Source organism: Deltaproteobacteria bacterium (assembly GCA_009692615.1).
Lineage (GTDB): Bacteria > Desulfobacterota > Binatia > UBA9968 > UBA9968 > DP-20.
Genome location: SHYW01000184.1, coordinates 1 through 5,301, shown reverse-complemented (window position 1 = coordinate 5,301; position 5,301 = coordinate 1). Strand labels below are relative to the sequence as shown.

The following is a 5,301-nucleotide window of genomic DNA, read 5'->3' as shown; positions in this document are numbered from 1 at the left end:
CGCTGCCTTTGCCGACGCCGAAGTCCAGCCGGCCGTTGGAGATCACGTCGACCATGGCATAGGACTCGGCGATGTCGATGGGGTTGTGCAACGGCAAAACATTGATGGCAACGCCGAGACGAATCTGTTTGGTCGTGCGCGCGATCGCCGCCATGAAAGTCGGCGGATGAGGCAGATCGCCGCCGTAGTGGGCGAAATGATGTTCGGTGACCCAGATATGATCGTAGTTGAGCCGATCCATTTCCTCCATTTGTAAAAACATTTTCTGGTAGAACTCGGGCACCGATCCATCCATCTCGGCAACGTATGTCGGTAAGTAATGTGAACCAAACTTCATCGCGCTCATGCTCTCGAAACCTCCAAAAATTATCTCTTAAACATATAGGGGGGACCGCGGACGGAAGTCAATGCCGCTGAGGCGCCGATCGTCAGCGAATCCCCAACTCCTTGTTGATCTCGCGCTGCAAAGTGAAGTCGAACACGCTCGCCGCCGGCGCCGGCTGCGCCAAGCCGAGAATCTCCGCGTCAAGCGCGAGGTGTTCCTTGATCTCGTTGTCGGTGGGAATGCCGGTGACGGTGAAAGCCGGTTTCGAGCCCCGGTAACTCTCCGTGGCGATCTTTAGATCGGTTTTCCACAGAGCGGCCAACTGCTCGGCGATTTCTTTTTCCCGTTCGAGAAAGTACTTATTCGCCAACGCCCGGGCGCGCAGAAACCGTTTGATCAAATCCGGTTTCTCTTGCAGTAATTTTATATTCACCGCCGCGCCGCTTTGAATGTTGGTAAACTTGTCGGTGGAACTCTCGAGAATTTTCAGATTGAACTTATCGCGGCCGATCTGCGCGTAGGGCGGACCGATCGCCGCCACTTGGATCGAATTGGCGACCAACGCTTGAAGTTGCACCGACTCCTCGCCGATCTGGATCGCCGTCAATTCTTTATCGGCGTTGACACCGCCCAAGGCGAGCATGCGCTTGGCCGTAGTGTGCTGGCTGCCGCCGAAAGTGACGATCCCCATGGTCTTACCCTTTAAATCCTTGATCGAATTAAACTCCGGCCGCGCCACGAGAAAAAACAGCGGCCGATGCTGGGTCACAGCAAGCACCCGCAGCGGCGCGCCCCGTTCGATCGAGCGCATGGCGCTGGCGATGGAGCCGAGCACGTCGATCTCGCCGGAGATGCCGGCGGTAATCGCCAAATTCGCCGGCACGCGAATCAGTTCGGCGTTGAGATTCTGCTGCTGAAAAAACTTCCGCTCGCGGGCGATGAACAAGTCGATGGACGACATCCCGGCGCTGGAGTAGCTGACGCGAAATCGATCCGGGCTGCTCTGCGCCTGCGCCACATGCGCCGATGCCAAAGCCAACGTAATGGCAAAAACAATTTGCCGCAAAGTTTTCATGAGACCCGCCTTTCACGCAACGATTCTTAGAGAATTTCCCATGACTATCGCGCGAGCACAACCATCACAACAACGAAATCGCGCCACAAGTTTGCAGCGGGCCCGCCACACCGCTAAGATCGTCCAGTGAGAATTTTTCCATGAAGCGTTGGCAAATCATTCTGCTCGCTAGCTCGGTCTCTTTAGCCGCCGCGATCTTGGTCGGCTATCGCCTTGGCGTGCGCCTGCTCCAAGACAAGATTGTCGAAGCCCTCGGCCCAGGCAGCCGCATCAGCGAACTCAAGGTCAATTGGTTCACCCTCGAACTTTTTGGCGTCACCATCGACGCGCCCAAAGCCTGGCCGGCGGCGCGTACCTTGGAAGCGGAGCACATCACCATCGTTCCCGATCTGCGTAGTTTGTTGAGCGAACGCATCCGCATCACCTCCGTGACCGTCGACAAACCCTATATTTCAATGCTGCGTACGCCGGGAAAATTGCGCATCGTGCCAAGCTTGACCGAAAGCGACGACAATCAGCGATCATCGAGCCCCGCCGCCCGCGCGGTGACGATCTCAACCATCAATCTCAATGACGGTGTGATCGAACTTTACGATGCCACCGTCAGCCGTCCGCCATTGAAAGTACGTATCGAGAAAATCGCCGCCGCCATTCGCGACCTCGCCGTACCGGCAGTCGGTAAGACCCATTTCGAGTTGGCGGGAATCGTCAAAGGCATCCAGCACGACGGTCAGGCAAAAATCACCGGTTGGGTCGGCGCCGGCGCCGAGGATTCGTCATCGCGGATTACTCTCACTGGCGTCGATTTGGTCGCGCTCCAACCCTATCTGGTCAAAAAAAACGAAGTGCAAATTTCCCGCGGCGCCCTCGACTTGAACCTCGACTCCGAGGTGCGCAAAAATAAATTGGACGGCAAAGGCAAAGTTGTCCTGCGCGATTTACAATTCGCCCCGGCGCGTGGCTTCTTCGACACCTTCATAGGCCTGCCGCGCGGCGCCGTGATCGGTTTCCTGAAAGACAACCACAACGCCATCGCCGCCAACTTCACACTCAACGGTGACACCGACAATCCCAACTTTTCCCTCAACGAGAGCCTCTCCACCCGCATCGCCGCGTCCATGGCGAGCACGCTCGGAGTCAGCATCAAGAACGTCGCCGAAGGCATCGGCACACTGGGCCGCAAAGGCGTCGAAGGCGCCGGCAGCGTCGTCGAAAGCGTCGGCTCAGCGGTGAAAAAATTGTTCGGTGGCGCAAAGAAATAATATCCGCGACCGATCCTCTCAGTTCAAAATCCGCAGATTCATCGCCTGAGACTTTGTCCGACAATCGAGTAAGTGTTTCTCCTCATAAGCATTGTCCTTACCAACAAGATTCCGACACCGCGAATTTTCCAACCCAACTGCACGCGCGAACTCACTTGATCGGTTGAGTAAGCCTTGATCTGGCGCTTAAACTAAGGTGAAAAAATCTCCCGCTAAAATCAGTTAACCACCTAGTCTTACAATCGTTTTTACACACACAAGAAAGCTGTTAGATGGCCTAATTGGGTCTTTGGCAACAGCCACAATAGTCCAGCGAAAAATACTTTTTGGGCGGGCTTGCAACACCATAGCGGGTGCGATAGAGAGCGTGACGTAAGTTCTGGGAGTGAGCAGGCGGAACAGCGGCAATCAACGGAAAGAGAGAATATATGAAACAGTAACGAACTCATCGACACAGTAGATTCATCAGCGCAGTTTTAATGGCCCTCATAACATCCACAGCGGCGCGGACGGCGTCGGCTGTCGACATCACCTTGGAAGCTTTTGCAGGGGGATTTAACAATCCTGTCGGCATCGATTTTCAGGACACCTCCGGCAAGGTAATTTCGTCGGCAAATTATTTCAGCGGTTTTCCCAACAATTTTCAGGTCACGTTGCCGAACGGCACCTTCTCCGCTTTCTCCGCCGTGTCTGGCCTGGAAGACGAACTCAAGATCGCCACGGTGCGCACGAGCGCCTGCCAAGGCGGCTTTACTGCCGGTGAAGTTTTTGCCGGCAATGGGCAACTCGGACAAGTCTTGCGCATCTCGCCCAACGGCGCGGTCGTGACCAATCCTTGGACGACGTTGCCTTTGGAACCAGCGAACATTCGCGGCAGCCTTTTCCAAGACCGTTTTTGCGCCGCTAGCGGCGATCTCATCGTCGCTACCGGCAACAAGCAAAACCGCAGCAACGACGACAAGCTGGGAAATGTCTGGCGGGTAAATTTCAACGGCACGCCGACCTTGGTGGCACAGATCATTGAACATCTCGAAGGTGTCACAACCGTGCCCAATCTGCCGAGTTTCTACGGCCCGCTCGCTGGCAAGATCCTCGCCGGCGCGGAAAATCGTATTGTCTCAGGTCAACTCAACGGCCCCAACGGAAAGATCTATGCGATCGATCCGAATGGCGTGAATGATTGGTTCACGATTGGCGCCGGTACCGGTCCAACATGTGTTGGCCCCGGTTATCAAACCTTTTGCAATTACCCGACAGCCAATGCCATCCATCCCGAAGATTTGGATGTTATCCGGCGTGACTCGGAATTTTTCGGCATCGCTTTTCTCTGGGACAAATCCTCAAGGGAGCAGCCATCGCTGGCACCAATGCCCAAACCTTTTCCGATCGTTGCGGCCAGGTGCTGATCACCAATGAATTTCCCAACAAAGCACCATACAACGGCACTTCCGGCTTGAGCGCGTTGCGCTGGGACGCGGCGACCAATTCTTTTATCGTCGACCGTTTGACCTCCAACATGGACGGTGGAATCACCCAGTGGGAACATGTGACGTTTACTTCCGGTAAGGACTGCAACACGGCGATCACCATCAGTAAGACACCGGACTCCGCCGTTTTCGTTCCCGGCCAAGCGCTCACCTTCAATATAGTCGTAAAAAACATCGGCGTCTTTGACGCTTTAAACGTGGTGGTCAACGATCCGCTGCCGACTGCTGGCGATTTGAGCTGGGCATCGAGTTTTACGACGACGAAAGGCAGCTGTACAGTGGTGGCCAACGTGCTCAATTGCAGCGTCGGCACCCTGGCACCTGGTGGCGAAGCTACGATCAGCGTGGTCAGCAACACCGCCAGCCTCGCTGCTTGCAAGTTGCAAGATAACGAAGCCACCGTTACGGCGGATAACGCCGCAACGAAAAAAGACAAGGGATCCTACACCTGCGATCCCGACACTCAAAACACCACGATTACCATCGCCAAGACCCCCAACAATGGTACGTTTAATGCTGGTGACAAGATCACCTAAAACATCCTTGTGACCAACATCGGCGCCGTCCCCGCAACGAATGTGCAAGTCAACGATCCGCTGCCGACCAATGGTGGTTTGACTTGGGCGTTTAACACAACCCAGTCGCAAGGAACCTGCTCTGTCGTAGCCAACGTGCTGAACTGTAACCTCGGCAACCTCGCAGCTGGCGGCAAAGCGTTGATCGCTGTGACCAGCAACGTGACGCCAGTGGCGGCCTGCCAGACGCAGAATAACACTGCAACGGCAACGGCAAGCAATGCCGATCAGGTGAGCGATAACGGCTCTTACAGCTGTCAACCGCCACCCGAGTCGTTGCCTGGCCGCATCACCGGCGGCGGCAGCATCTTCCGTTTGGATGGCGTGCGCGTGACGCATGGCTTCGAGCTCCGTTGCGACGCCAACGACAAGCGGCAGAACTTGGAGATCAATTGGGATGGTGGAAACAACTTCCATCTGACCGAGATCACTTAAGGAATCTCTGAACAAGTCATCTAGCAAGTCGTCTAATAACGAAGAGCAGAAAGACCGACAAGGTGAGGCGGGAGGAAAGAGCGTGGGGGAGCAGACAACGTTTGCGAGTTTGGCGTGGGCGAGAAAGAAAAAGCAGAGCAAG

At 55.4% G+C, this 5,301-nt stretch carries 6 protein-coding genes; 4 read left to right on the top strand and 2 right to left on the bottom strand.

The genetic code is table 11. From position 1 onward, the window contains the following. Together EXR70_24900 and EXR70_24895 are read right to left on the bottom strand one after the other, a co-directional pair. Positions 1-346, bottom strand: a 346-nt coding sequence (locus EXR70_24900; protein MSP41734.1) for an LLM class flavin-dependent oxidoreductase, incomplete at its 3' end; no start/stop codon positions are given. Positions 347-428: 82 nt separating this feature from the next. Beyond that, positions 429-1,400 carry a hypothetical protein gene (locus tag EXR70_24895; GenBank protein ID MSP41733.1) on the bottom strand — a complete coding sequence of 324 codons (972 nt, stop codon included), beginning with the start codon at positions 1,398-1,400 and terminating at the stop codon, positions 429-431. 140 nt (positions 1,401-1,540) lie between these two features. Between EXR70_24895 and EXR70_24890 the strand changes: the two genes are divergently transcribed. From EXR70_24890 to EXR70_24875, 4 genes are all read left to right on the top strand, one after another. Further along, complete coding sequence (locus EXR70_24890; protein ID MSP41732.1) at positions 1,541-2,662, top strand: DUF748 domain-containing protein; 1,122 nt, start codon at positions 1,541-1,543, stop codon at positions 2,660-2,662. A gap of 479 nt (positions 2,663-3,141) precedes the next feature. Beyond that, positions 3,142-4,068, top strand: a complete 927-nt coding sequence (locus EXR70_24885; protein MSP41731.1) for a hypothetical protein — start codon at positions 3,142-3,144, stop codon at positions 4,066-4,068. After that, positions 4,062-4,685, top strand: coding sequence for a DUF11 domain-containing protein (locus EXR70_24880; protein ID MSP41730.1), 624 nt, complete (start codon positions 4,062-4,064; stop codon positions 4,683-4,685). Before EXR70_24885 ends, EXR70_24880 begins: the two co-directional genes overlap by 7 nt. A gap of 3 nt (positions 4,686-4,688) precedes the next feature. Continuing rightward, a complete protein-coding gene (locus EXR70_24875) occupies positions 4,689-5,159 on the top strand; it encodes a DUF11 domain-containing protein (protein ID MSP41729.1) in 471 nt (156 codons plus the stop codon). Positions 5,160-5,301 lie beyond the last annotated feature (142 nt).

Excerpts from the sequence above, each read along its gene's own strand:
- EXR70_24890 (MSP41732.1), top strand. The coding sequence starts at position 1,541 with ATGAAGCGTTGGCAAATCATTCTGCTCGCTAGCTCGGTCTCTTTAGCC.
- EXR70_24895 (MSP41733.1), bottom strand. The coding sequence starts at position 1,400 with ATGAAAACTTTGCGGCAAATTGTTTTTGCCATTACGTTGGCTTTGGCA.
- EXR70_24885 (MSP41731.1), top strand. The coding sequence starts at position 3,142 with ATGGCCCTCATAACATCCACAGCGGCGCGGACGGCGTCGGCTGTCGAC.